Source organism: Sphingomonas silueang (genome assembly GCF_040049155.1).
Taxonomy (GTDB): Bacteria; Pseudomonadota; Alphaproteobacteria; order Sphingomonadales; family Sphingomonadaceae; genus Sphingomonas; species Sphingomonas silueang.
The window spans coordinates 1-23596 of record NZ_JBDZDK010000018.1 but is presented as its reverse complement, the minus strand read 5'-3'; the positions used below and the strand labels follow the sequence as shown (position 1 = coordinate 23596).

Annotated in this window: 23 protein-coding genes; 17 read left to right on the top strand and 6 right to left on the bottom strand. The window is 69.4% G+C overall.

The genetic code is table 11. From position 1 onward, the window contains the following. Position 1: 1 nt before the first annotated feature. Positions 2-643 carry a Tim44/TimA family putative adaptor protein gene (locus ABLE43_RS15525; RefSeq protein ID WP_348979346.1) on the bottom strand — a complete coding sequence of 214 codons (642 nt, stop codon included), beginning with the start codon at positions 641-643 and terminating at the stop codon, positions 2-4. Positions 644-837: 194 nt separating this feature from the next. Here ABLE43_RS15525 and secB point away from each other — a divergent pair, with 194 nt between their 5' ends. The 4 genes from secB (at position 838) to ABLE43_RS15505 (ending at position 5650) form a co-directional block, all read left to right on the top strand. Continuing rightward, positions 838-1338, top strand: coding sequence for a protein-export chaperone SecB (gene secB, locus ABLE43_RS15520; RefSeq protein ID WP_348979288.1), 501 nt, complete (start codon positions 838-840; stop codon positions 1336-1338). Positions 1339-1365: 27 nt separating this feature from the next. Next, positions 1366-2928: a murein biosynthesis integral membrane protein MurJ gene (gene murJ, locus ABLE43_RS15515; protein ID WP_348979287.1), complete on the top strand. Its 1563-nt coding sequence runs from the start codon at positions 1366-1368 to the stop codon at positions 2926-2928. Positions 2929-2939: 11 nt separating this feature from the next. After that, entirely contained in the window at positions 2940-3944 is a 1005-nt protein-coding gene (gene trpS, locus ABLE43_RS15510) for a tryptophan--tRNA ligase (RefSeq protein ID WP_348979286.1), read from the top strand. Between the two features lie 74 nt (positions 3945-4018). Further along, positions 4019-5650, top strand: a complete 1632-nt coding sequence (locus ABLE43_RS15505; protein ID WP_348979285.1) for an alpha-D-glucose phosphate-specific phosphoglucomutase — start codon at positions 4019-4021, stop codon at positions 5648-5650. A 610-nt stretch (positions 5651-6260) separates the two neighbouring features. On the opposite strand, the gene dnaA is transcribed toward ABLE43_RS15505, so the two are convergent. The 3 genes from dnaA to mutM all read right to left on the bottom strand — a co-directional run bounded on the left by dnaA (position 6261) and on the right by mutM (position 9293). Then, positions 6261-7643 (bottom strand): chromosomal replication initiator protein DnaA, encoded by a 1383-nt coding sequence (dnaA, locus tag ABLE43_RS15500; protein ID WP_348979284.1) that lies wholly within the window; start codon positions 7641-7643, stop codon positions 6261-6263. Positions 7644-8122: 479 nt separating this feature from the next. Beyond that, complete coding sequence (gene rpsT / locus ABLE43_RS15495) at positions 8123-8386, bottom strand: 30S ribosomal protein S20 (RefSeq protein WP_348979283.1); 264 nt, start codon at positions 8384-8386, stop codon at positions 8123-8125. A gap of 94 nt (positions 8387-8480) precedes the next feature. Then, complete coding sequence (gene mutM / locus ABLE43_RS15490) at positions 8481-9293, bottom strand: bifunctional DNA-formamidopyrimidine glycosylase/DNA-(apurinic or apyrimidinic site) lyase (protein ID WP_348979282.1); 813 nt, start codon at positions 9291-9293, stop codon at positions 8481-8483. 212 nt (positions 9294-9505) lie between these two features. Here mutM and ABLE43_RS15485 point away from each other — a divergent pair, with 212 nt between their 5' ends. Genes ABLE43_RS15485 through ABLE43_RS15445 form a run of 9 tightly spaced genes read left to right on the top strand, consistent with a single transcriptional unit; the run spans position 9506 to position 16823 of the window. Beyond that, a complete protein-coding gene (locus tag ABLE43_RS15485) occupies positions 9506-10237 on the top strand; it encodes a class I SAM-dependent methyltransferase (protein WP_348979281.1) in 732 nt (243 codons plus the stop codon). Between the two features lie 52 nt (positions 10238-10289). After that, positions 10290-11819 carry a 2-polyprenylphenol 6-hydroxylase gene (ubiB, locus tag ABLE43_RS15480; RefSeq protein WP_348979280.1) on the top strand — a complete coding sequence of 510 codons (1530 nt, stop codon included), beginning with the start codon at positions 10290-10292 and terminating at the stop codon, positions 11817-11819. Beyond that, positions 11816-12913, top strand: coding sequence for a hypothetical protein (locus ABLE43_RS15475; protein WP_348979279.1), 1098 nt, complete (start codon positions 11816-11818; stop codon positions 12911-12913). Before ubiB ends, ABLE43_RS15475 begins: the two co-directional genes overlap by 4 nt. Continuing rightward, complete coding sequence (coaBC, locus tag ABLE43_RS15470) at positions 12910-14082, top strand: bifunctional phosphopantothenoylcysteine decarboxylase/phosphopantothenate--cysteine ligase CoaBC (RefSeq protein WP_348979278.1); 1173 nt, start codon at positions 12910-12912, stop codon at positions 14080-14082. Before ABLE43_RS15475 ends, coaBC begins: the two co-directional genes overlap by 4 nt. Further along, the gene (locus tag ABLE43_RS15465; RefSeq protein WP_348979277.1) at positions 14069-14881 is read left to right on the top strand and encodes an alpha/beta hydrolase family protein; all 813 of its coding nucleotides are present in this window, start codon (positions 14069-14071) and stop codon (positions 14879-14881) included. The genes coaBC and ABLE43_RS15465 overlap by 14 nt, the downstream gene beginning before the upstream one ends. Beyond that, a complete protein-coding gene (gene dut / locus ABLE43_RS15460) occupies positions 14878-15315 on the top strand; it encodes a dUTP diphosphatase (protein WP_348979276.1) in 438 nt (145 codons plus the stop codon). Before ABLE43_RS15465 ends, dut begins: the two co-directional genes overlap by 4 nt. Next, positions 15312-15734: a hypothetical protein gene (locus tag ABLE43_RS15455; protein ID WP_348979275.1), complete on the top strand. Its 423-nt coding sequence runs from the start codon at positions 15312-15314 to the stop codon at positions 15732-15734. Before dut ends, ABLE43_RS15455 begins: the two co-directional genes overlap by 4 nt. A gap of 13 nt (positions 15735-15747) precedes the next feature. After that, a complete protein-coding gene (locus ABLE43_RS15450; protein WP_348979274.1) occupies positions 15748-16497 on the top strand; it encodes a HesA/MoeB/ThiF family protein in 750 nt (249 codons plus the stop codon). After that, on the top strand, positions 16485-16823 hold the full coding sequence (locus tag ABLE43_RS15445) for a DsrE family protein (RefSeq protein WP_348979273.1): 339 nt from the start codon (positions 16485-16487) through the stop codon (positions 16821-16823). Before ABLE43_RS15450 ends, ABLE43_RS15445 begins: the two co-directional genes overlap by 13 nt. Before the next feature lie 138 nt (positions 16824-16961). Here the strand turns inward: ABLE43_RS15445 and galU are convergent, their stop codons facing one another. Beyond that, the gene (gene galU, locus ABLE43_RS15440) at positions 16962-17828 is read right to left on the bottom strand and encodes a UTP--glucose-1-phosphate uridylyltransferase GalU (RefSeq protein ID WP_348979272.1); all 867 of its coding nucleotides are present in this window, start codon (positions 17826-17828) and stop codon (positions 16962-16964) included. 153 nt (positions 17829-17981) lie between these two features. Here galU and ABLE43_RS15435 point away from each other — a divergent pair, with 153 nt between their 5' ends. Next, positions 17982-18740: a metallophosphoesterase family protein gene (locus tag ABLE43_RS15435; RefSeq protein WP_348979271.1), complete on the top strand. Its 759-nt coding sequence runs from the start codon at positions 17982-17984 to the stop codon at positions 18738-18740. A gap of 195 nt (positions 18741-18935) precedes the next feature. Then, positions 18936-19181 (top strand): hypothetical protein, encoded by a 246-nt coding sequence (locus ABLE43_RS15430; protein ID WP_348979270.1) that lies wholly within the window; start codon positions 18936-18938, stop codon positions 19179-19181. 380 nt (positions 19182-19561) lie between these two features. Here the strand turns inward: ABLE43_RS15430 and ABLE43_RS15425 are convergent, their stop codons facing one another. Next, positions 19562-20902 (bottom strand): exopolysaccharide biosynthesis polyprenyl glycosylphosphotransferase, encoded by a 1341-nt coding sequence (locus tag ABLE43_RS15425; protein WP_348979269.1) that lies wholly within the window; start codon positions 20900-20902, stop codon positions 19562-19564. A gap of 240 nt (positions 20903-21142) precedes the next feature. Here ABLE43_RS15425 and ABLE43_RS15420 point away from each other — a divergent pair, with 240 nt between their 5' ends. Beyond that, positions 21143-22459: a UDP-glucose dehydrogenase family protein gene (locus ABLE43_RS15420; protein WP_348979268.1), complete on the top strand. Its 1317-nt coding sequence runs from the start codon at positions 21143-21145 to the stop codon at positions 22457-22459. Further along, on the top strand, positions 22456-23478 hold the full coding sequence (locus ABLE43_RS15415; RefSeq protein ID WP_348979267.1) for an NAD-dependent epimerase/dehydratase family protein: 1023 nt from the start codon (positions 22456-22458) through the stop codon (positions 23476-23478). Before ABLE43_RS15420 ends, ABLE43_RS15415 begins: the two co-directional genes overlap by 4 nt. Positions 23479-23596: the final 118 nt, after the last annotated feature.

Genomic DNA, 23596 nt, shown 5'->3' with positions numbered 1-23596 from the left:
GTCAGGCTTCGTCGGTGTCGGCGAGCTTCCAGTTCGGATCGTCGCTGCGCACCGCGCGGACGAAGGTCCAGACGTCATGCGTCTCGACCGCATCCGACAGCGTGCCCGCGATGATGTTGCCGTCGGCATCGCGGGTGATCGCGGCGATATCGGCATCGAAGCGCACCGCGACCCGTGCCAGCCCGGCGTTGACCGAGGCTTCGGTGATGACCGCGCGCTCGATCGAGACGAGGCGGTTGTCGAGCGTGTGGCCCGCCGCCCTGCGATCGGCGATCGCTTCGGCAAAGGCTTCGCGCACGTCGCGTTCGACCAGCGGTTCGAGCGCGGCCTCGTCGCCCTTCCAGAAGGCTTCGAGGATCATGCGATAGGCCGACTTGGCGCCTTCGACGAACTGGGCGACGTCGAACGACGGATCGGCGGCGATCAGCGCGCGCAGGCCGCTTTCCGCCCCGCCCTCGACGTTGCGCGGGCCGAGCGTGCGGGCCTCGGGCGCGACCTCCACCGGACGGGCGACCGGCGGGGTGCCGACCCGCTCCTCCGCGGTGCGGGGCAGCGGCTCATGACCCGTCCGCTTGCCGAGGACGGCATAGAGCCGCATCGCGAGGAACGCCGCGACCATTGCGAGCAGGACGACAAAAACCACCATGCCTTCACTTCCTTCCATCGCACGGACATAGGCCCGAACGGGCGAGGTTTCAAACGGCGTGACGCATTCCGCCGGTGTTTGCGCGGGGCCACCCGTTGAACTGCACCATCGCCGCTGCTAGGCGCGCCGACAGAGTTAAGAACGCGGAAAGCCGCAAAGCTTTCCGTACCCCATGGGCCAGGATGACGTAAATGGACGAACAGAACGACGCGATCGACCCGCAGGCCTTCACCGGCGGCGACGACGGCCAGCCCGCGGTCAATGTCATCACCCAATATGTGAAGGACCTGTCGTTCGAGAATCCGAACGCGCCGGGCGTCTACCAGCTCGGCGGCCAGCCCAAGCTGGACGTGCAGTTCAACATCGGCGCGGGCCAGGTGGGCGAGGATGTGCACGAAGTCGTCCTGAAGATCGAGGCGCGCGCCGAGATCGAGGGGCAGGTGATGTACCTCGTCGACCTGTCGTTCGCCGGGCTGTTCGGCCTGCGCAACATTCCGGCCGAGCATCTCCAGCCGTTCCTGCTGGGCGAGGCGCCGCGCATCCTGTTCCCCTTCGCCCGCCGCGTGCTGGCCGATGCGGTGCGCGACGGCGGCTTCCCGCCGCTGATGCTCGAACCGATCGACTTCGCGCAGCTGTATCTGTCGCAGGCCGAGGGCCAGGGCGCGATCGGCGAGGTCGCGGGCCACGCCTGAGCCGACTAGCGGGCCGGGGCGCAGCGCATGAAACTCGCCAAGTCGCTGGGCTCGGTCGGCTCCCTGACGCTCGTCAGCCGGGTGCTGGCGCTGGTGCGCGACTCGCTCCAGGCGACGTTCGTCGGGGCGGGGTTCGCGTCGGATGCGTTCCTCGTCGCCTTCCGCCTGCCCAACATGTTCCGTGCGCTGTTCGCCGAAGGGGCGTTCAACGCCGCCTTCGTGCCGCTGTTCAACCGGAAGGTGGCCGAGGGCGACGGGCTGCCCACGGGCATCGCCTTCGCGCGCGACGTGCTGTCGGTGCTGTTGCCGGTGCTGCTGGTGTTCACCGCCGTCATGCTGGCGGCGGCATGGCCGCTGACGTACCTGCTCTCGGGCGGGTTCAACGATCCGACGCCCGACCAGTTCGCCTATGCAGTGATGCTGTCGCGGATCACGACGCCCTATCTGCTGCTGATCTCGATCGTGTCGCTGCTCGGCGCGATCCTCAATTCGCTCGACAAATTCTGGGTCAATGCCGCCGCACCGATCCTGCTGAACGTCGCGATGGTCGGCGGCCTGCTGCTGTTCCACGGGCCGGACCCCTATGCCACGGCGCAGGTGCAGGCATGGGCGGTGACGGCGGGCGGGCTGTTGCAGGTCGGCTGGCTGCTCTTCGCCTGCCACCGCTCCGGCATCTCGCTGCGCCCGAAGCGACCGCGGCTGACCCCCGATGTGCGGCGGCTGCTGCGGTTGATCCTGCCCGCCGCCGCGGGTGCGGGGGCGATGCAGGTGAACCTCGTCGTATCGACCGCATTGTCGGGCAAGCTGCTCGACGCGGGGTCGATCTCGTATATCTATTATGCCGACCGGCTGAACCAGTTGCCGCTGGGGCTGATCGGCATCGGGCTTGGCACCATCCTGCTCCCCACCATCTCGCGCCAGCTGGCCCGCAAGGACGATGCGGGGGCGATGGACACGCAGAACCGGGGGATCGAGCTGGCGCTGCTGCTCACCCTGCCCGCGACGATCGCGTTCCTGACGGTCGCCGCGCCGATCGTCCGCGCGCTGTTCCAGCATGGCGCGTTCGGTGCGGAGGACACGGTCCGCTGTGCGCAGGCGCTCGCCGCCTTTTCGCTGGGGCTGCCCGCCTATGTGCTGATCAAGGTGCTGACGCCCGGCTTCTATGCGCGGCAGGATACGCGGACGCCGGTGCGCTTCGCCATGTGGTCGATCGCGGTCAATATCGCGCTCAATCTGGCGCTGATCCCGACGCTGGCGCATGTCGGCCCGCCGCTCGCGACCGCCGTGTCGGCATGGATCAACGTGGCGATGCTGTACTGGACGCTGAAGCGGCGGGGGCATTTCGCGCTCGACCGGCAGCTGGCGCACCGCCTGCCGCGCTTCGCGGTCGCCGCGGTGCTGATGGGGGCGGCGCTGTTCTTCGCCGACACGCTGGTCGCGCCATGGACGACGGGTGCGGTCGTCACCCGCGTCATCGGCATGGTGGCACTCGTGGGCGCGGGTGCGATCGTCTATGGCCTCGCCTGTCTTGCCACCGGAGCGTTCCGGCTGGCCGATCTTCGCGCGCTGCTGCGGCGGCGCGCCGCTTGAAGGATTAACCTATGCGCGTCGTCTCCGGCATCCAGACCACCGGCAACCTGCACCTCGGCAATTATCTGGGGGCGATCCGCAACTGGGTGCGGTTGCAGGACCGGATGGGCGCGGACGACACCTGCCTGTTCTTCCTCGCCGACCTGCACGCGCTGACCGTGACGCAGGACCCGGCGACGCTGGCGTCGAACACGATCGAGATGGCCGCCACGCTGCTGGCGGCGGGGATCGATCCCGACCGGTCGATCCTCTTCAACCAGGCGCGCGTGCCCGCGCACAGCGAGCTGGCGTGGATATTGGGCGGCACCGCGCGGGTCGGCTGGCTCAACCGCATGACCCAGTGGAAGGACAAGGCGGGCAAGAACCGCGAGGGCGCCAGCGTCGGGCTGTTCACCTATCCGGTGCTGCAAGCCGCCGACATCCTCGCCTACAAGGCCACGCATGTGCCGACGGGCGAGGACCAGAAGCAGCATCTCGAGCTGGCGCGCGACATCGCGACCAAGTTCAACCTCGACTTCGGGGTCGAACTGTTCCCGCTGCCCGAACCACTGATTCCCGAGGATACGCCGCGGATCATGAGCCTGCGCGACGGCATGGCCAAGATGTCCAAGTCCGACCCGTCCGACATGAGCCGGATCAACCTGATCGATTCGGACGAGCTGATCGCGACCAAGTTCCGCAAGGCCAAGACCGATCCAGAGCCGCTGCCGTCCGAGATCGCCGGGTTGGCCGACCGGCCCGAGGCGCGCAACCTCGTCACCATCTACGGCGGCTTGTCGGGTCAAACCCCGCAAGACGTGCTGTCGCAGTTCGGCGGTCAGGGCTTCGGCGCGTTCAAGCCTGCGCTCGCCGATCTGGCGGTATCGGTGCTGGGGCCGATCCGCGACCGGCTGGTGACGCTGCTCGACGATCGCGCGGCGGTCGGCGCGGCGTTGCAGCAGGGCGCGGCCAAGGCCGAGGCGCTGGCGCGACCGACCCTCCGCCAGGCGCAGGAAGCACTGGGATTGCAGGTGTGATTCGCAATTTCATTGTCGGAGCGTAGCCGCTCGCGATATGCGACCCCTGTTGCAGATCAATGGGGGAAGTTTTCGTGCCCAGTACCACCGTCGCTACTTCGCCGTTCGCCGACCAGAAGCCGGGTACTTCGGGCCTGCGCAAGAAGGTGCGGGTATTCCAGCAGCCCAACTATGCCGAGAATTTCATCCAGTCGGTGTTCGACGTGGTGGAGGGCAAGGCGGGAGCCACGCTGGTGATCGGCGGCGACGGACGCTATCTGAACCGCGAGGTGATCCAGACCGCGATCCGCATGGCCGCCGCCAACGGCTTCGCGCGCGCCATCGTCGGACAGGGCGGCATCCTCTCCACCCCCGCCGCCTCCAACGTCATCCGCACGCGCGGCGCGATCGGCGGGCTGGTCTTGTCCGCCAGCCATAATCCCGGCGGGCCGGACGAGGACTTCGGCATCAAGTATAATGTGTCGAACGGCGGCCCCGCGCCCGAGAGCTTCACCGACGCGCTCTATGCCCGCACGCGCGCGATCGACCGGTACGTCATCAGCGACGTGGGCGCGATCGACCTCGATTCGCCGGGCGAGCAGGTGGTCGACGGCATGACCGTCGAGGTGATCGATCCGGTCGCCGCCTATGCCGAGTGCATGGAGGGGCTGTTCGATTTCGCCGCGATCCGCGCCCTGATCGCGGGCGGGTTCCGCCTGTCGTTCGATGCGATGAGCGCCGTCACCGGGCCCTATGCGACCGAGATCCTCGAGCGGCGGCTGGGCGCGGCGCCCGGCACGGTGGTCAACGGTACCCCCCTGCCCGACTTCGGCGGGCATCATCCCGACCCCAATCTGGTCCACGCCCACGAACTCTACGAGCGCATGATGGGACCGGACGCCCCCGATTTCGGCGCGGCGTCGGACGGCGACGGCGACCGCAACCTCATCATCGGGCGCGGCATCTTCGTCACCCCGTCCGATTCGCTGGCGGTGCTGGCGGCGAATGCGCATCTCGCCCCCGCCTATGCCGGGGGGATCGCCGGAATCGCCCGGTCGATGCCGACCTCCGCCGCCGCCGACCGGGTGGCGCAGGCGCTCGGCGTGCCGCTCTACGAGACGCCGACCGGGTGGAAGTTCTTCGGCAACCTGCTCGACGCCGGGCTCGTCACCATCTGCGGCGAGGAGAGCGCGGGGACCGGATCGAACCACGTCCGCGAGAAGGACGGGCTGTGGGCGGTGCTGCTGTGGCTCAACATCCTTGCGGTACGGCGGCAGCCGGTCGCCGAGATCATGGCCGATCACTGGGCGCGCTATGGCCGCAACTATTATGCGCGGCACGATTATGAAGGCGTGGCGCAGGCCGGGGCGGATGCGCTGATGGCGTCGCTGCGCGCGCGGCTGGCGTCGCTGCCGGGGACCGCGATCGAGGGCCTGACGGTCGCGGAGGCGGACGACTTCGCCTATCACGACAGCACCGACGGTTCGGTCAGCCGCAACCAGGGCATCCGCATCCTGTTCGCCGACGGATCGCGCATCGTGTTCCGCCTGTCGGGCACGGGGACGCAGGGCGCGACGCTGCGCGTGTATATCGAGCGGTACGAGCCGGCGGAGGGCGATCTCGACCAGGCGACCGGCGATGCGCTGGCCCCGCTGGTGGCGGCGGCGGAGACGGTGGCGTCGATCGTCGAGCATACCGGGCGGAGTGCGCCGGACGTGGTGACGTAAGAGGAAGGAAGGTTGGTTCGCGCGGAGGCGCGGAGGCGCGGAGGGGTTGCGTTCGCTGCCACCCCCTTCACGATCGGGAGACGTTCGTACCTGCGGTTGCCGCCGGGGTGAGACCGCTGGCGCGGGGGACGTCGCGTCAGCCGCACCCCCTCCGCGTCTCCGCGCCTCCGCGCGAACCAACCTTCCTTCCTTCTCTCAACGCCGCCGGGCAACGCCCGGCATCGATCGATCCGAATCTTCGGCGTGTATGGATTCCGGCCTTCGCCGGAAGGACGGCAATGGCGCGACAGATGAAGGTTGGTTCGCGCGGAGGCGCGGAGGCGCGGAGGGGTTGCGTTCGCTGCCACCCCCTTCGCGATCGGGAGACGTTCGTACCTGCGGTTGCCGCCGGGGTGAGACCGCTGGCGCGGGGGACGTCGCATCAGCCGCACCCCCTCCGCGCCTCCGCGCCTCCGCGCGAACCAACCTTCTTCCTTTTTCCCGACGCCGCCGGGCAACGACCGGCATCGATCGATCCGAATCGTCGGCGTGTATGGATTCCGGCCTTCGCCGGAATGACGAAGGTGGGGGTCGTCTGGTTCGGCCTGCGCCGGAAGGACGAAGAGGGGGGTCAGGCCTCCAGCGCGCGCAGCAGGGTGCGCACCGCGCTGTCGATCTCGCGGTCGGTGCCGCGCAGGCCCTCGATGCGGCGGACGGCGTGGATCACGGTCGAATGGTCGCGGTTGCCGAACTTGCGGCCGATCTCGGGCAGCGAGCGGGTGGTGAGCTTCTTGGCGAGATACATCGCCACCTGCCGGGGCCGCGCGATCGCCTGCGCCCGGCGTGCGGAGATCAGGTCGAGCTGCTTCACCTCGAAATGCGCCGATACCGCGCGCTGGATATCGTCGATCGTCACGCGGCGCGCCGGGCCCGCCAGCATCTCGCCCAGCGTCGCATGGGCGAAGGGCATGTCGATCGTCTCGCCGGTCAGCTGCGCATAGGCGAGCAGGCGGTTGAGCGCGCCCTCCAGCTCGCGCACGCTGCCGCGGATGCGCAGCGCCAGCAGTTCGAGCACGTCCTCGGGCACCGTGACGCCCGGCGAATCGGCGAGCTTCGCGGCGAGGATCGCGTGGCGCAGCTCGTCTTCGGGGGCCTTGATATCGGCGACCAGCCCGCCGCCCAGCCGCGACACCAGCCGCGGGTCGATCCCGTCGAGCAGCGCGGGCGAACGGTCGCAGGCGATCACCACCCGCTTGCCCGCGTCCATGAAGGCGTTGATCGTGTGGAGGCATTCCTCCTGCGTCGCGTCCTTGCCCGCGACGAACTGGAGATCGTCGATCAGCAGCAGGTCGACGCCGCGCAGCCGCGCCTTGAAGCTGTGCGTGTCGCGCGCGCGCATCGCCGCGACGAACTCGAACATGAAGCGTTCGGCGGGCAGGTAGATCGCGCTCGCCGCCGGGTCGGATTCGAGGAAGGCATGGCCGATCGCGTGCATCAGATGCGTCTTGCCGAGGCCCGTGCCGCTGTGGAGAAACAGCGGGCTGAAGCGCGGCGTGCCCGGCTGCGCCAGCGCCTTCGCCGCGTTGAACGCGACGCGGTTCGACGGCGCGACGACGAAGGTGTCGAAGCGGTAGCGCGGGTCGAAGGCGAAGCGCTCGCCCGCGATGCGGGGCGCGGGGGCCGGGACATCCTCGTCCGAATCGCCGATCGCGGCGGCGGGCACGATTCGCGACTGGAGCGGGCGTGCGGTCTCGACCAGCACCTCGCGCACATGCGGCAGTTCGGCGCGGAAGGCGTGCGTCAGCCGTTCGGCATAATGGTTGCGCACCCAGTCGGTCATGAACGCCGACGGCAGCGTCAGGCGGATGACGTCGCCGTCCGCATCGTCGACCAGTTCGATCGGTTTCAGCCAGCGGTCGAACAGCCGCTGTCCGGCGGACGCGCGCAGGGTCTGGCGCACGCGGGCCCATGCCGCCGCCACCTCCACCCGAGCGTGATCCACCGCAACCGTCACCGAACACACCTCTCCCGCCCGAAGAAGCGCACTCCTTCGGCCCCAGAAACCGTCGTTTAAAAATACCCCCAATCGATCGCCCGTCGGACGACCGCACGCGAAGCCCGCGCGGGTCCCGCGGCGGAATCACCGCGGCGGGAGTGCTGTTTAGGAATGGGAGCGGACGGGGATCAAGTCACGAAACGGAAATAAAGCCGGTTGACACGCACTGCGGCGCAGAAACCCGTCAGATTTATTTTTTATCGTTATATATCAGTGTCTTATCGAAACGTTGCGACAGAGAATCAAACGAATCCGCAGAAATCAGCCATTTCACGGGAGGCTGATTCGGGGCCGTTTCGGGGAACTTCGGCGATGTTGCCGAGACGTTCCAAAGACCTTTTCGAGGGGTTAATCATCCTGCCGAACGGACACGCGAAAAACCCCGCCGGCCTGGGTGGCCGGCGGGGTGAACGCCGTCTTGCAACGTCTGGCAGGGGTCAGGCGAGCGCGCCGACCGCCTTCGTCAGGCGCGAGAACTTGCGCGACGCGGTATTCTTGTGCAGCACGCCCTTGGCGACGCCGCGGGCCAGTTCCGGCTGGACGCTGGCGAGCGCGCTGGTGGCGGCTTCGCGGTCGCCGGCGACGATCGCTGCCTCGACCTTCTTCACGAAGGTACGGATGCGGCCGATGCGCGCCCCGTTGATTTCCGCGCGACGCGCATTGCGCCGGATACGCTTCTTCGCCTGTGGCGTATTCGCCATGCCGTCCTCGATATCTCTCGAATGAATAGGGTTCGATCGGGCACACCCCGACCGGAGAAGGTGCGCCGATACACTTTTGGTGCCCGGCGGTCAACTATCGCTGGCAGGCGGCGCACCAGAAGGTGGAGCGCCCGCCGTCCACCCGCCGCTCGACGGTGCCGCCGCACGGGCACGCCTCGCCCTCGCGGCCGTAGACACGGAATTGCTTGGAGAAATAGCCAAGTTCGCCATCGGGACGCGCATAGTCGCGTAAGCTCGATCCGCCCGCCTCGATCGCGGAGAGCAGCACCGCGCGCACCGCATCGACCAGCGCGGCGAGCCGGGCAGGCGCGATCTGCCCGGCGGGGCGGGTCGGGGGGATGCCTGCGATGTTCAGCGCCTCGCACACATAGATGTTGCCGAGTCCCGCGACGATTCGCTGGTCGAGCAGCAGCAGTTTAACGGGGGCGATCCGCCCGGCGAATCGCGCCGCCAGATGATCGGCGGTGAAGTCCGGCCCGAGCGGTTCGGGGCCGAGCGCGGCGAAGGGCGGCCATACGGGCACGTCGGCGGTGGGCAGGAGGTCGATCGAGCCGAATCGGCGCGGGTCGTTCAGCACCACCTGTCGCCCCGCCCCGGTCGTGATCTCGAGATGGTCGTGCACCAGCCGATCGGTCGGATCGACCCGCCAGCGGCCCGACATGCCGAGGTGGAAGACCAGGGTATCGCCGCGATCGGTCGCGATCAGCCCGTATTTGGCGCGCCGCGACAGGGCGGTGACGGTCGCCCCGGTCAGCCGCTGGCCGAGGTCGCGGGGAAAGGCGCGGCGCAGGTCGGCGCGATTCGCGACGATGCGGGTCAGGCGCTGCCCCGACAGGACCGGCGTCAGGCCGCGCACGGTGGTTTCGACTTCGGGCAGTTCGGGCATGGTTCGGTTCCGCTGACGCGGAAGCGGTACCGGCCCGCTCCCCCACCCGACCACCCATCAACATACTGGCGTGGGTGGTCGGGCGGGGGCAGCCCAGCAAAGTACTACTTTGCTGGGACCCGTGGGGGAGCGGGCCGGTACCGCCTCACAAGACGCACAAACAGCTAGGTTCGGTTTGCTCCCGCCACAAGGCGCGGCTAGGGCTGATCCCCATGAACGAAACGGTATCCTTCGGCTACGAACAGGTGGCCCCCGCCGAGAAGACCCGCCGGGTCGGCGACGTGTTCGCCAGCGTCGCGTCGCGCTACGACCTGATGAACGATGCGATGTCGGGCGGCATGCACCGGCTGTGGAAGGACCGGTTCGTCGCGCGGGTGAAGCCGCAGTTCGGCGACACCATCCTCGACATGGCGGGCGGCACCGGCGACATCGCGTTCCGCATGGCGAAATCGGGGGCGGCGATCACGGTCGCCGACATCAACCCGGCGATGCTGGCGGTCGGCATGGAACGCGCGGAAAAGCGCGGGATCGACGGCCTCGTCTGGTCCGAACAGAATGCCGAGGTGCTGGGCTTCGACGACCGGAGCTTCGATGCCTATACGATCGCGTTCGGCATCCGCAACGTGACCGACATCCCCAGGGCATTGCGCGAGGCGCACCGGGTGCTGAAGCGCGGCGGGCGGTTCTTCTGCCTCGAATTCTCGACGGTCGTGTGGCCGGGGTTCGCCGATGTGTACGACGCCTATTCGCACAGGCTGGTTCCGAAGCTCGGCAAGCTGCTGGCGAACGACGAGGACAGCTATCGCTATCTGATCGAATCGATCCGCCGTTTCCCCGACATGCCGACGTTCGAGCGCATGATCGCCGATGCGGGCTTCGTGCGGACGCGGGTCGAGCCGATCATGGGCGGGCTGGTCGCGATCCACAGCGGGTGGAAGATTTGATGCCGCAGGCATCAAATCCCGGCGCAGGCCGGGGTCCAGAACAAAGATTCGCATGACCGCCGCCCTCACCCATTACTGGCGCATCCTGAAATGGGGGCGCACGCTTGCCCGCCACGGCGCGCTGGTCGAACTGGAGCGCAATCCGCGCAGCCCGGCGCGGCTGCGGCGCGTCGTGCGCCTCGCCCGGCTCGGCGCGCGCGTGCCGAAGGTGCCGCGCTATGCCGAGGCGTTCGCCGCGCTGGGCCCGGCGGCGATCAAGCTGGGACAGACGCTCGCCACCCGCCCCGACCTGGTCGGCGAGGATGTGGCGCAGGACCTGCTGAGCCTGCAGGACCGGCTGCCGCCGCTGCCGTGGGAGGTGATCCGTCCGGCGATCGAGGCGGGGCTGGGCGCCACGATCGAATCGAAATTCGCCTCGATCGAGGAGACGCCGGTCGGCGCGGCCTCGATCGCGCAGGTCCACCGCGCGGTCACCACCGACGGGCGCAAGGTGGCGGTCAAGGTGCTGCGCCCCGGCGTCGAGGCGCAGTTCTTCGACGCGATCGAGACCTATGAATGGGCCGCCGCCAAGCTGGAGACGATGGGCGGCGAGTTGCAGCGGCTGCGCCCGCGCCTCGTCATCGAGACGATGAAGCGCTGGACCGCGCGCGAGCTGGACCTCAGGCGCGAGGCGGCGTCGGCGTCGGAACTGGCCGAGGGGATGGAGGCCGAGCCCGACTTCACCGTGCCCGCGATCGACTGGCAGCGGACCACCTCGCGCATCCTGACCACGCAATGGATCGACGGGATCAAGCTGTCGGATCGCGGCGCGCTGATCGCGGCGGGGCACGACCTGCACGCGATGGCGACGCGGCTGGTCCGCGCCTTCCTGCGGCAGGCGATCGCCGACGGATTCTTCCACGCCGACATGCACCAGGGCAATCTGTTCGCGCTGCCCGACGGGCGGATCGCGGCGATCGACTTCGGCATCATGGGCCGGATCGACCGGCGGGCGCGGGTGTGGCTGGCGGAAATCCTCTACGGCCTCATCACCGGCGATTATCGCCGGGTCGCGGAGATTCATTTCGAGGCGGGCTATGTCCCGGCGCACCATAACGTCGCCGAGTTCGCGACGGCGCTGCGGGCGGTCGGCGAGCCGATGCGGGGGCTGGCGGTCAAGGACATGTCGGTCGGCATGATGCTCGATTCGCTGTTCAACATCACCCGCGACTTCGACATGCAGACCCAGCCGCACCTGCTGCTGCTGCAAAAGACGATGGTGATGGTGGAGGGGGTGGCGACCGCGCTCGATCCCGACATCAACCTGTGGGAGACCGCGGCGCCGTTCGTGCGCGGCTGGATTCGCGACGAGCTGGGGCCGGAGGCGATGGTCGCCGACCGGATCGTCACCGACCTCCGGACCTTCGCCCGCCTGCCCGAGCTGATCCGCAACATCGAGGCGCGCTATCCCTCGCCCGGCGGCGCGCCCCCCGCCCCGCCGCTTCGCGAAGTGGTGGTCGAGCGGCAGGGCGGCTGGCGCTATGCCGTCGTCGCGCTGGCGAGCGGGGTGCTGGGCGCCGGGCTGGTCGCGCTGCTGGGATGAGCCGCCGGGCGCAGCCGCTGTGGCTGGCGGGTCCGAGCCGGTTCGCCGCGCTGCCGCCGCGCGCCGCGCTGGCCGTCGCAGTGGCGGCGCTGGTGCTGCTGCTCTCCGCATGGATCGTGCCGGGCGGGGGCGAGGCGGCGGCACCGGTGACGGGGCAGACCGACCTTGGCCTCTATGCCGCGATCGTCGGCGGCATCCGCAGCGGCGGCGATTATTATTCGGTCGCGGCACAGGCGCTGCGCGCCGGGGGCTATCCGCTCAAGCCCTTCCTCACCTTCCGCCTGCCGACGCTGGCGGTGGTGCAGGCTACGCTGCCCGCCGTCGCGATGCTCGCGCTGCTGGCCGGAGTCGCCGCGGGCGTGGCGATCGCATGGCGCGCGCGGATCAACGCCTGGTTCGTGGGCAGGCCTGCGCGCTGGGTCGCGCTGTTCCTGCTCGCCGGGGGCATGGTCGCCTTCGTCCAGCCGGGGCTGGTCGGATTTCACGAAATCTGGGCCGGGCTGCTGATCGCATGGTCGATCGCACTGCGCAGCGAGTCGCGCTGGATCGAGGCGGCGGCGATCACCCTGTCGGCGATGCTGATCCGCGAGACGGCGGCGCTGCACGCGCTGGCGATGCTGGCGGCGGCGCTGATCGAGCGGCGGCGGCGCGAATCGCTCGGCTGGGGCGCGGTGCTGCTGGTGTTCGTCGCGATCCTGTCGCTCCATGCGCGGGCGGCGGAGATGGCGGCGGGGCCGCTCGACGCGGTATCGCCGGGGTGGAGCGGGCTGCACGGGCCGGGGCTGTTCGCCGATGCGATGGCGAAGTCGACGGTGCTGACGCTGCTGCCGTGGTGGCTGGGCGCGCCGGTAGCGATGCTGGCGCTGACCGGCTGGGCGGCGGCGCCGGGCGGCACGGGGCTGCGCGCCGCGCTGACCTTCGGCGGCTATGCGCTGGCGGTGGCGGCCTTGGCGCGGGCGGACAATTTCTACTGGGTGCTTGCCGCCGCCCCCGCCTTCCTCGTCGGGCTGGCGTTTCTGCCGGACGGGTTGCGCGACCTGCGCGCCCGGCTGCTCGACAGGCGGCGGATAAGGGTGCAGAGGATCGTTCGATGACACGCATATTGCTGATCGTCGGCGGCGGCATCGCGGCGTACAAGGCGTGCGAGCTGATCCGTGGCCTCCGCCGCGCGGGACATGGCGTGCGCTGCGTGCTGACCGACGGCGGCGCGCAGTTCGTGACGCCGATGACGCTGGCGGCGCTCAGCGAAGCGCCGGTCCATACCAGCCTGTGGGATCTGAAGGACGAGGCGGAGATGGGCCATATCCAGCTCAGCCGCCAGGCCGATCTGGTGGTCGTCGCGCCCGCCACCGCCGACCTGCTGGCGCGAATGGCGGGGGGCCTTGCCAACGACCTCGCCACCACGCTGCTGCTCGCGACCGACAAGCCGGTGCTGGCGGTGCCCGCGATGAACGTGCGGATGTGGCAGCATGCCGCGACGGTCGCCAATGTCGCGACGCTGCGCGCGCGGGGCGTGACGGTGATGGAGCCCGACGAAGGGCCGATGGCGTGCGGCGAATACGGCCCCGGCCGCCTGCCCGAAGGCGACGCGATCCTCGCCGCGATCGAGGGGTATCGCGCGCCCGCGCAGACGCTCGCCGGGCGGCATGTGCTGGTGACGGCGGGGCCGACGCACGAACCGATCGACCCGGTGCGCTATCTCGCCAACCGCTCGTCGGGGAAACAGGGGTTCGCGATCGCCGCCGCCTGTGCCGCGCGCGGGGCGCGGGTCAGCCTCATCGCCGGGCCGGTCGCGCTGCCCACCCCCCCCGGGGTCGACCGGATCGACGTGGAGACGGCGCGCGACATGGCCAATGCCGTGGCGCAGGCGCTGCCCGCCGATGCGGCGGTGATGGTCGCGGCGGTCGCCGACTGGCATGTCGAGGCGGCCCCGTCCAAACTCAAGAAGGGCGACGGCGCGCCTGCGCTGACGCTCCAGCCCAATCCGGACATCCTCGCGATGCTGGGCCGGTCGCCGCGCCGCCCGCGGCTGCTGGTCGGCTTCGCGGCCGAGACCGACGACGTGCTCGGCCATGCCGCCGCCAAGCGGACCGCCAAGAACGCCGACTGGATCGTCGCCAACGACGTGTCGGGCGAGGTGATGGGCGGCGAGCGCAACCAGGTGCACATCGTCACCGCCGCGGGCGTGGAGACATGGGCCGATGCGCCCAAGGCCGTGGTCGCCGGGCAACTGGCCGATCGGATCGCCGATGCGCTGGCCTAGCCTCCTCCCCCTCGCGCTGCTCGCCGCCTGTGGCGGGGGCAGGATGGCGCATGCCCCGGCGCCGGGCGCGCAGGCGTTCGGACCGGACGGCACGCGCGAGGTGAAGACGCTGGCGCTGGTCCTGCACGGCGACGGCGACACCGTGGTCCCGGCGGCCTTTGCCGAGGCGACGCAGGCGATCGCCGCGGCGATTCCCGGCACCCGCGCGGTGGCGCTGCTGCGCCCGGGCTATGCCGACGGCGCGGGCAACAGCGCGCCCGGCGTTCGCGGCGGCACGACCGGCGACGCCTGGACCCGCGACCGGCTGGACGCGGTGGCCGACACCATCGCCGCGTGGCGTGCGCGCTATCCCCATGCCCGCACCGTACTGATCGGCCAGTCGGGCGGCGCGGCGATGGCGGCGCTGCTCGCCGGGCTGCGGCCGGGCCTTGTCGACGGGGTGGTGCTGGCGGGATGCCCGTGCATGCTGCCCGAATGGCGCCGATATCGCGCGCGGCACGGCGGCCAGGGGTTCCGCGTACCGGTGACGAGCTTCGATCCGTTGCTGACCGTCGGCGGCATCGCGCCTGCGACCAAGGTCGCGGTGCTGGTCGGGGCCGAGGATGCCGAGACGCCGCAGCGCTTCTCGCGCGCCTATGCCGAGGCGCTGGCGCTGCGCGGGATCGCGACCGATTACCGCGTGCTGCCGGGGCGTGGGCACGACCTGCTCGGCGACGGCGACCTGATCGAGGCGGTGCGGCGCATCGCCTCGCCCGTTCCCCGGAATGCGCCTGCCCAGAATGCGATGGTGAACCCATGATCGCTTTGCACCTGAAACGCCTGCCGCATGGGCAGGACCTGCCGCTGCCCGTATACGCGACCGCCGGGGCGGCGGGGATGGACGTAGTGGCGGCGGAGACGGTCGAACTGCCGCCCGGCGCGCGCCATGCGGTGGCGACCGGCTTCGCAATGGCGATTCCGGAGGGCTATGAGGTGCAGGTGCGCCCGCGCTCGGGCCTTGCGCTGAAGCACGGCATCACCTGCCTCAACACGCCGGGCACGATCGACAGCGACTATCGCGGCGAGGTGAAGGTGATCCTCGCCAATCTGGGGCAGGAACCCTTTACCGTGGTGCGCGGCGAACGCATCGCGCAGCTGGTCCCCGCCGCCGTCACCCGCGCGGCGGTGATCGAGATCGACACGCTCGACGATACGCCGCGCGGGAGCGGCGGGTTCGGGTCGACCGGACGATGATCGCGTTCGCCCTGCTGGCGGCGGCGCAGCCGGGCGCAGCACCCCCGCCGCCCGATCCGCAGCCGGTGACGGCCCCCGCCCGCCCGATCGACTGGGACGCGCTGCCGCCGCTCCCCTATCGCCGCACGCCGCACGTGACCGGCGGGATGACCGGCTTCGTCGCGGCGGAGATGCACCGCGCCGCCTGCCCCCTGCCCGTGCCGGTCGGCGGGCAGGTGCAGGTGCAGGTCGATGTCGCGGTGCTGATCGGCGGCGACGGCATGGTCCGCGCGACCATCCCGCGCGCGATGAACTGCCCGACCGTCGAGCAATATGCCGCCGGGCTGGTGGTCAGCTTCGCGCGCGGCAACCTGATCCCCCGGCTGGTCAGCGAGGGCGGCTGGTACCGCGCCTCGCTGATGTTCGACTGGGCGGCGTGAGCTTCCGGGCGGCATGAACTTCACCGACGCCGAACTCGATCGCTATGCCCGCCACCTCGTGCTGCACGAGGTGGGCGGTGCGGGACAGGCGGCGCTGAAGGCGGCGCGGGTGGTGGTGATCGGCGCGGGCGGGATCGGGTCGCCGGTGTTGCAGTATCTGGCGGCGGGCGGGGTCGGCACGCTGGTGGTGATCGACGACGACACGGTCGATGCCAGCAACCTGCAACGCCAGACGCTGTTCGGCGAAGGCGATATCGGCCGGGCGAAGGTCGCGGCGGCGGCGGATGCGCTGGCGCGGATCAACCCGTTCGTCCGCGTCGAGCCGGTCGCCGCGCGGATCGACGCCGCCAATGCCCCGGCCCTGCTGACCGGCGCCGATGTGGTGGTCGACGGTTGCGACAATTTCGCCACGCGGCTGGCCGTCGCCGATGCGGCGCTGGCGGCGCGGGTGCCGCTGGTGTCGGCGGCGGTCGGGCGGTTCGAGGGGCAGCTGGGCGTGTTCCGCGCCTGGGAGCCGGGGCGTCCCTGCTACCGCTGCTTCGTCGGCGACGATCCGGCGCGCGCCGATACGAGCTGCGCCGACCAGGGCGTGCTCGGCGCGCTGACCGGGGTGATGGGCAGCATGGCCGCGCTGGAGGCGATGCGCGCGATCGTCGGCTTCGGCGACGACCCGGCGGGGCGGGTGCTGATCGCCGACCTGCTCGGCTTCCGCTTCCGCACGCTCGCGCTGCCGAAAGACCCCGGCTGCCGATGCGCGGGCTGACGGTCGTCGTCGCCGCAGCGGACGAAGACCGGCTGCGCGCGGCATTGACGATGGCCTGCGCGGCGGCGGCGCTGGGCGCTCGGACGCGGCTGTATCTGCACGAGCGCGCGGTGGCGGCATTCGCGGGCACGGGCGGCGCGGTGCCCGCCGGGCTGCCCACCCTGCCCGATCTGCGCGGCACCGCGGCGGAGAGCGGCGTCGCGGTGATCGCCTGCCAGACCGGCCTCGCGCTGGCGGGCATCGCCGCCGACTCGATCGGCGCGACCGGCGGCGGCATGATCGAACTGCTGGCGACGCTCGGCGAGGATCGGCTGGTCCTCGCCTGAGAGTCCGTTTGAAAACGTGCCGAGGGCGCGTTTTGCGGCACCGGCACGCCCCCCCGCCCGGCCACCCATCAGGATACTTGCGTGGGTGGCCGGGAGGGGGAGCGGCCCGGTGCCGCATCCGCGTGAGCGGATCGAACGTTACTTCGCCGCGAGCGCCTCTTCGGCGAAGGCGCGCACGGCGGGGCCGATGTCGGCACGCGCCAGCGCCAGCGCGATGTTCGCCTGGACCCAGCCTGCCTTGTCGCCGCAGTCGTAGCGCTTGCCGTCGAAGGTGAAGCCGTGGAATGGCTGCGTGCCGATCAGCTTGGCCATCGCGTCGGTCAGCTGGATCTCGCCGCCAGCACCCGGCTCCTGTGCGTCGAGGATCGCCATCACCTCGGGCTGGAGGATGTAGCGGCCCGGAATCATCAGGTTGGACGGCGCCTTGCCCTTGGGCTTCTCGACCAGCGCGGTGACTTCGGTCAGCTTGCCGTCCACCTTGCCCGGCGAGATGATGCCGTATTTGTCGGTCTCGCTGTCGGGCACTTCCAGCGCGCCGATGACGTTGCCGCCGACCTTGTCATACGCCTCGACCATCTGCCGGAGGAACCCGCCGACCATCAGCTCGTCAGGCAGCAGCACCGCGAACGGCTCGTTGCCGACGATCTCGCGCGCGCACCATACCGCATGGCCAAGGCCCAGCGGCTCCTGCTGGCGGACATAGACCGGCGAGCCGGGCTTCTGGCGGATGCCGTCGAGGATCGCCATCGACTTGCCGCGCGCCTTCATCGTCGCTTCCAGCTCGAACGAGACGTCGAAATAATCCTCCAGCGCGCCCTTGCCGCGACCGGTGACGAAGATGATCTGCTCGATCCCCGCCTCCAGCGCTTCCTCGACCGCATATTGGATCAACGGCTTGTCGACGACCGTCAGCATCTCCTTGGGCATCGACTTGGTGGCGGGCAGGAAGCGGGTGCCGAGACCCGCGACGGGAAACACTGCCTTGCGGACACGCTGGATGGTCATGTTGTTGCTATCCTGGCTGCTGATGGAACCGCCCATATCGCGCCGTCGCCGATAGTGCACCGGAAAACGAACGGGACGTCAACGAACCGCACCATTGCCCTGTGTCTTGACCATACCTATCTGCGTGCGTCGTTTCCATTAGCCGGGCACTGCATGTTCAAGCGTCTTTTCGGTCAATCCCAACCGGCGACCCCGCCCGCCGCCCTGCCGGACGGTCAGCGCCTCTATGCCATCGGCGACGTGCACGGGATGCGGGCGGAACTGGACCGGCTGCTCGAGAGGATCGAGGCGGACGACGCCGGACGCGGCGCGGCGGCGCGGACCATCGTGTTCCTCGGCGACCTGATCGATCGCGGCCCCGATTCGGCGGGCGTGGTCGAACGCTGCCGCACGCTGGCGATCCCCGGCGTCGAGGCGCGCTTCCTGATGGGCAATCACGAGGAGGTGATGCTCGCCGCGCTGGAGGGCGATCGCGAGGCGTTGCGCCTGTTCGCGCGGATCGGCGGGCGCGAGACGATCCTCAGCTACGGCGTGAGCGAAACCGACTATGAACGCGCCGATTTCGACGAGCTGCATGCGCTGATGGTCGCGGCGGTGCCCGAATCGCATCGCCGTTTCCTCGAGAGCACCGAAAATTACGTCGTCGCGGGCGATTATGCGTTCGTCCATGCGGGCATCCGCCCGAACATCCCGCTGGAGCGGCAGCGCCCCGGCGACCTGCGCTGGATGCGCAACCCGTTCCTCGACCACCCTCGCCCGCACGACAAGATGATGGTCCACGGCCATACCGTCACCGAGGAACCCGAGTTCCGGTCGAATCGGATCGGCATCGACACCGGCGCCTATCGCAGCGGTGTCCTGACGGCGCTGGGCCTCGAGCGATGCGACCGGTGGATCGTTCAGAGCGTCTGATCGTTGTGCATCGCGGCAGATTTCTGCGGACTGTCTGTGGAAAGTCATGTTTCGATGCTATAGGCTGACTTCCACAGGTAACTGCGACCTGTCGGCAACAATCGGGGACGAAGGTTTCCGGCTGTGATCGTACCGCTTGCCAATCACATACTTTTGTGGGAGGGAGCGGCAAATTGAGCGTGAAGGGAGTAGATTATGGGTTTTGGTAAGATCGTCCTCGCCGCCGCCGCCGCTTCGATGGCGGTTGCTCCGGCCGTTGCGGCTCCGGCCAACGTCGCGTCGAGCCTGTCGGTCGCCAAGTCGGCTCGCGCCGCGGGCACCACCGCCGGCAAGAACGAGCTGGCTGGCGGCGGCATCATCGTCGCGCTGCTCGCTGCGGCCGCCGTGGTCGTCGGCATCGTGGTTGTCGCCGACAGCGACGACGACGCGGACAGCAACTAAGATCGTCTCGGCTTCGGCCGGATGAGGAAATAGCGGCCTTCGGGCCGCTATTTTTTTGCGCGTCGCACAAGCGGCGATCCCGTTCGTCCCGAATGCAGTTCAGGACCGATCGACCTTCATCGATACGCATGGATTCTCGTCATTCCCGCGCAGGCGGGAATCCATAACCGCTGACGTTTTGACCGGATCCGCGACGTTGGCGCATATGGACTCCCGCCTGCGCGGGAGTGACGACAGGAAAGCGGATCGGTTTTCCTGCTCCGGCGAACGGAATGCCGATCGGGCTCAGGACATGCCGCACGCACGGCGCATGATGTCTGGACCGCGCCCGACCCGAACGGCGAAGAGCAAGGCAGGCACCGGCAGCAGGCTCCCCCGGATCAGAAGGCGTTGTGGTGCACCACCACGCCGAAGGTCCGGAACAGGATCACCACGTCGCGCCAGATCGTCCAGCCGTTCAGATATTCCAGATCGGATTGCAGCCGGTTGAGCAGGTCGCTGCGGTGATTGGTCGCCCCGCGATAGCCGCGCACCTGCGCCAGCCCGGTCAGGCCCGGCTTCACCGAATGGCGATGCCAGTAGCGCCCGTCGATCTCCCAGAACAGCTGGTTCTCCGCGCGGGAGCCGAGCGCATGCGGGCGCGGCCCGACGATGCTCATCGTGCCCGCCAGCACGTTCATCAGCTGCGGCAGTTCGTCGATGCTGGTCGACCGGATCCACTGGCCGATGCGCGTCACCCGCGCGTCGCCGCGCCGGGTGGAGTCGGTGCCCGCCGAATCGTTCAGCGCGCTGTGCATGCTGCGGAACTTCAGCATCCGGAACATGCGGTTGCCGCGCCCGATGCGGGTCTGGACGAAGAACACCGGCCCCGGACTGTCGAGCTTGATCGCCAGCGCCACCAGCGCCATCATCGGCGCGAGGAACAGCAGCACCGGCCCGGCGAGCAGCACGTCGAACAGTCGCTTGGCGATCCGGTCGGGCAGGTTCAGCGGCCCTTCGGCGACGACCAGCGTCGTCCCCCCCGCGACCCGTCCGACGCCGAGTGCCCCCAGCGAATCGAGTTCGGGCACGAACAGCTCGGCACGGACATTGGCCCCTTGCAGGAAATGCACCCACGCCTCGCGTTGCGCCGCCGCGCAGCACACCACCACCCGGTCCGCGCCATGCAGCGATACCGCCAGCCGGTCGTACATCGCCGGATCATGGTGTTCGGGGTGGAACCGGTCGGCCGGGATCACCCGGCTGAACGCCGCGCCCAGCGGCATTGCCGGGTCCTGCGCGATCAGGATGGTGTAGAACGGCTCCCCGCCGAGGATCGCGGGGGCCGCCCGGATGCACGCGATCCGCGCGATCAGGATCAGCAACGCCGCACCGATCGACCCGGTGATGAACAGCGCGCGCGAGAATTCGGCGCTGGCCCGCAGATAGAAGGCGACGAACAGCACCGCCCCCGCCGCGAACACGAACGCCTTCATCGCGCGGGCGAGCGCCGTCGCCGGACGGTCGAGCAGGTCGATGTCATAGCTGTGGGTGCCGAACGCGGCCAGCAGGTAGAGCGGCAGCAGCGTGACGATCACGATCGTCGCCCGCTCCGGCGGCGCGTTCGGCACCGCCCAGCCCGCCAGCGCGAAGGCGAGCACGATCGCCACCATGTCGAGCGTCATCAGCAGCAGCGAGAAGCGCATGCGCGCCACCCGGTGCGGCGGCCTGCGCCTTGTCATCCCCGTCCCCGATACGGCCGCTGTCCGGCTCCGATTATCGTTCATTATTGGTACTCGGCCCCCAATTGCGTCGTTCTACTCGCTTGCACCGGCGCGGCAAGCGGGCCGGTGGGTCCATTGTCCCGCACGGACACGGAAAGAATGGCTTGATCTGCCCGCGCGAGGTTGTAGCCGGTGGGCGTCGACCACCGCCGGACGGTCGGCACGGTGGCGTCGCCGTCCGGCCTTGATGGGTGCTGTATGAAGATTGTGATGATCGGGTCGGGCTATGTCGGCCTGGTGTCGGGCGCGTGCTTCGCCGATTTCGGCCATGACGTGGTCTGCGTCGACAAGGACGCCGCCAAGATCGACAAGCTGAAGGCAGGCGGCATCCCGATCTACGAGCCCGGCCTCGAGCATCTGGTGGCGACCAATGTCGCGGCGGGCCGCCTGTCGTTCACCACCGATCTGGCCGGGCCGGTCGCGGCCGCCGATGTGGTGTTCATCGGTGTCGGCACCCCCAGCCGCCGGGGCGACGGCCATGCCGACCTCAGCTACGTCCACGCCGCCGCGCGCGAGATCGGTGCGGCGCTGAACGGCTTCACCGTCGTCGTCACCAAATCGACCGTGCCGGTCGGCACCGGCGACGAGGTGGAGCGCATCATCCGCGAGGTGAACCCGGATGCCGACTTCGCCGTCGCCTCCAACCCCGAATTCCTGCGCGAAGGCGCGGCGATCGAGGACTTCAAGCGCCCCGACCGCATCGTCGTCGGCATCGAGGACGAGCGCGCGCGCGGCCCGATGACCGAGGTGTATCGCCCGCTGTTCCTCAACCAGTCGCCGCTGCTGTTCACGTCGCGCCGGACCAGCGAGCTGATCAAATATGCCGCCAATGCGTTCCTCGCGATGAAGATCACCTTCATCAACGAGATCGCCGACCTGTGCGAGAAGGTCGGCGCGAACGTGCAGGACGTGTCGCGCGGCATCGGCCTCGATGGGCGGATCGGGTCGAAGTTCCTCCATGCCGGGCCGGGCTATGGCGGATCGTGCTTCCCCAAGGACACGCTGGCGCTGGTCAAGACCGCGCAGGACCACGAATCGCCGGTGCGGCTGATCGAGACGACCGTGGCGGTCAACGACAATCGCAAGCGGGCGATGGCGCGCAAGATCATCGCCGCGGTCGGGGGCGACGTGCGCGGCAAGACGATCGGGCTGCTCGGCCTGACCTTCAAGCCCAACACCGACGACATGCGCGACGCGCCGTCGATCGCGATCGTGCAGGCGCTGACCGATGCGGGCGCGATCGTGCGCGCCTATGATCCGGAAGGGATGGACGCGGCGCGAGCCGTGCTGGGCGACATCGCCTATGTCGACGATGCCTATGCCACCGCCGAGGGCGCGGCAGCGGTGGTGCTGGTGACCGAATGGAACCAGTTCCGCGCGCTCGACCTCGCCCGGCTGAAGGCGGCGATGGCTGAACCGGTGCTGGTCGACCTGCGCAACGTGTACCGTGCCGATGAGGCGGCGCGTGCGGGCTTCCGCTACACCAGCATCGGGCGGCCCGGCGCTACGGCATGAGCCATATCCTCGTCACCGGATCGGCCGGGTTCATCGGCTATCACCTGTCGCACCGGCTGCTGGCCGACGGGCACCGGGTGACGGGGTTCGATGCGATGACCGATTACTACGACCCCGCGCTCAAACGCGCGCGGGTCGCGCGGTTGGCGGCGCTGCCCGGCTATACCCATGTCGTCGGGCGGCTGGAGGACGACGGCGCACTGGCGCGGGCATGCGGCGACTCGGCGCCGGAGATCATCGTCCATCTCGCCGCGCAGGCGGGGGTGCGCTATTCGATCCAAGCGCCGCGCACCTATGTCGACAGCAACCTGACCGGATCGTGGGCGGTGCTGGAATATGCGCGGCAGGTGCGGCCCCGCCATCTGCTGCTGGCATCCACCTCCTCGGTCTATGGCGCGAACGCGGCGATGCCGTTCGCCGAGCATCAGCAGGCCGATTCGCCGATGAGCCTCTATGCCGCCACCAAGAAGGGGATGGAGGGGATGGCGCACAGCTATGCCCATCTCTTCGGCGTGCCGACGACGGCGTTCCGTTTCTTCACCGTCTATGGCCCGTGGGGCCGCCCGGACATGGCGCTGTTCAAATTCGCCGATGCGATGCTGTCGGGCCGGGCGATCGACGTCTACGGCGACGGGCAGATGGCGCGCGACTTCACCTATGTCGACGATCTGGTCGAATCGATCGTGCGGCTGGCGGCGGTGGTGCCCGGCGAAGACAATCGGGTCTTGGCCGACGGCGTGATCGACACGCTGTCGCCGGTCGCCCCGTTCCGCATCGTCAACATCGCGGGCGGGCAGCCGGTGCCGCTGCTCGACTATGTCCGCACGCTGGAGACGGCGCTGGGCGTGCAGGCCGACATCAATCTGATGCCGATGCAGCCGGGTGACGTGCGCCGGACCTGGGCCGACGCATCGCTGCTGCGCGCGCTGACCGGCCATGTGCCGGAGACGCCGGTCGCGACGGGCGTGGCGGCGTTCGTGAACTGGTATCGTGGGTGGCGCGCGGGCGGGGCTGCCTAGGGTCTGTGGGGATTCATCGTGAGTTGATGACGGCGCCGACGAGGTGGATCATGGCTTCGAAGCTGCGGTCGGTTTTGCAGGCTCGCATGGCGATGCGCTTGAACTCCTTGAGCTTGCA

Excerpts from the sequence above, each read along its gene's own strand:
- mutM (WP_348979282.1), bottom strand. The coding sequence starts at position 9,293 with ATGCCCGAACTGCCCGAAGTCGAAACCACCGTGCGCGGCCTGACGCCG.
- ABLE43_RS15425 (WP_348979269.1), bottom strand. The coding sequence starts at position 20,902 with ATGACAAGGCGCAGGCCGCCGCACCGGGTGGCGCGCATGCGCTTCTCG.
- dut (WP_348979276.1), top strand. The coding sequence starts at position 14,878 with ATGATCGCTTTGCACCTGAAACGCCTGCCGCATGGGCAGGACCTGCCG.
- galU (WP_348979272.1), bottom strand. The coding sequence starts at position 17,828 with ATGACCATCCAGCGTGTCCGCAAGGCAGTGTTTCCCGTCGCGGGTCTC.
- ABLE43_RS15445 (WP_348979273.1), top strand. The coding sequence starts at position 16,485 with ATGCGCGGGCTGACGGTCGTCGTCGCCGCAGCGGACGAAGACCGGCTG.
- secB (WP_348979288.1), top strand. The coding sequence starts at position 838 with ATGGACGAACAGAACGACGCGATCGACCCGCAGGCCTTCACCGGCGGC.
- ABLE43_RS15430 (WP_348979270.1), top strand. The coding sequence starts at position 18,936 with ATGGGTTTTGGTAAGATCGTCCTCGCCGCCGCCGCCGCTTCGATGGCG.
- ABLE43_RS15420 (WP_348979268.1), top strand. The coding sequence starts at position 21,143 with ATGAAGATTGTGATGATCGGGTCGGGCTATGTCGGCCTGGTGTCGGGC.
- ABLE43_RS15455 (WP_348979275.1), top strand. The coding sequence starts at position 15,312 with ATGATCGCGTTCGCCCTGCTGGCGGCGGCGCAGCCGGGCGCAGCACCC.
- rpsT (WP_348979283.1), bottom strand. The coding sequence starts at position 8,386 with ATGGCGAATACGCCACAGGCGAAGAAGCGTATCCGGCGCAATGCGCGT.
- ABLE43_RS15435 (WP_348979271.1), top strand. The coding sequence starts at position 17,982 with ATGTTCAAGCGTCTTTTCGGTCAATCCCAACCGGCGACCCCGCCCGCC.
- trpS (WP_348979286.1), top strand. The coding sequence starts at position 2,940 with ATGCGCGTCGTCTCCGGCATCCAGACCACCGGCAACCTGCACCTCGGC.
- murJ (WP_348979287.1), top strand. The coding sequence starts at position 1,366 with ATGAAACTCGCCAAGTCGCTGGGCTCGGTCGGCTCCCTGACGCTCGTC.
- ubiB (WP_348979280.1), top strand. The coding sequence starts at position 10,290 with ATGACCGCCGCCCTCACCCATTACTGGCGCATCCTGAAATGGGGGCGC.
- ABLE43_RS15475 (WP_348979279.1), top strand. The coding sequence starts at position 11,816 with ATGAGCCGCCGGGCGCAGCCGCTGTGGCTGGCGGGTCCGAGCCGGTTC.
- ABLE43_RS15415 (WP_348979267.1), top strand. The coding sequence starts at position 22,456 with ATGAGCCATATCCTCGTCACCGGATCGGCCGGGTTCATCGGCTATCAC.
- ABLE43_RS15485 (WP_348979281.1), top strand. The coding sequence starts at position 9,506 with ATGAACGAAACGGTATCCTTCGGCTACGAACAGGTGGCCCCCGCCGAG.
- ABLE43_RS15450 (WP_348979274.1), top strand. The coding sequence starts at position 15,748 with ATGAACTTCACCGACGCCGAACTCGATCGCTATGCCCGCCACCTCGTG.
- ABLE43_RS15465 (WP_348979277.1), top strand. The coding sequence starts at position 14,069 with ATGCGCTGGCCTAGCCTCCTCCCCCTCGCGCTGCTCGCCGCCTGTGGC.
- coaBC (WP_348979278.1), top strand. The coding sequence starts at position 12,910 with ATGACACGCATATTGCTGATCGTCGGCGGCGGCATCGCGGCGTACAAG.